The 664-nt window shown below is 37.0% G+C and carries 1 protein-coding gene; it reads left to right on the plus strand.

Translation table 11 applies throughout. The annotated features are described in order from the left end of the window. Positions 1–223 precede the first annotated feature (223 nt). Complete coding sequence (locus V7083_RS22465; RefSeq protein ID WP_335482271.1) at positions 224–475, plus strand: DUF2533 family protein; 252 nt, start codon at positions 224–226, stop codon at positions 473–475. Positions 476–664 lie beyond the last annotated feature (189 nt).

Consider the following 664-nt stretch of genomic DNA (forward strand, 5'->3'; position numbering starts at 1 on the left):
GAGCGGAAATCAACATACAAGTTTAACAGAGCCAATAAAAAAAAGAAGCTGTTACCATTGGGCATTTTCATCCCTTGGTGACAGGCTCCTCCAGTTCAGTTCATGTTTAATTAGTAATAATATATCATATTTGTCGCAGTATGGAATCATTTTTTATTGCTTAAATGAACTAGTCCATATGATAATAGAAAGATAGAATGAATGAAACCAAGGGGTGGTAATGATGAGTGTACATAAAGACCTAATCCAGCATGCGGAAAAACAAAATAAACAATATCAAGAATTTTTAGCACTTGATGAGCAAAGAGAAATGTTAATTGCCGAGGCGGTTGATCAGTGCAAACAAGGCAAGCCTTTCTCAACTGATCAAATAAATGCTGTGACGAAACAAATGAACAGCATTAACCTGCGAATCACACCAATCAAAAAATATGTGACGGTTGAAATGGTTCAGGAGTATGTAAATTCTAAATAATGGATGAGTTTTCCATCCCGCTGGCAGATGATGCTCAAACATCAGACAGCGATGATGCGTTTTCACTTTGCCCTGTCCGAATTGACCTGATGAAAGACATATTTGTCAGATTCGAGAGGCAACTTGTCTTTCATTGAGCTGATGAAAGACATTTTCGTCAAATTCGAGAAGGAACTTGTCTTTCATTGA

It is taken from the genome of Bacillus sp. JJ1764 (genome assembly GCF_036962145.1).
Taxonomy (GTDB): domain Bacteria; phylum Bacillota; class Bacilli; order Bacillales; family Cytobacillaceae; genus Neobacillus.

What these genes read in the sequence shown, in the direction of transcription:
- V7083_RS22465 (WP_335482271.1), top strand. Translation starts at nt 224, where the DNA reads ATGAGTGTACATAAAGACCTAATCCAGCATGCGGAAAAACAAAATAAA.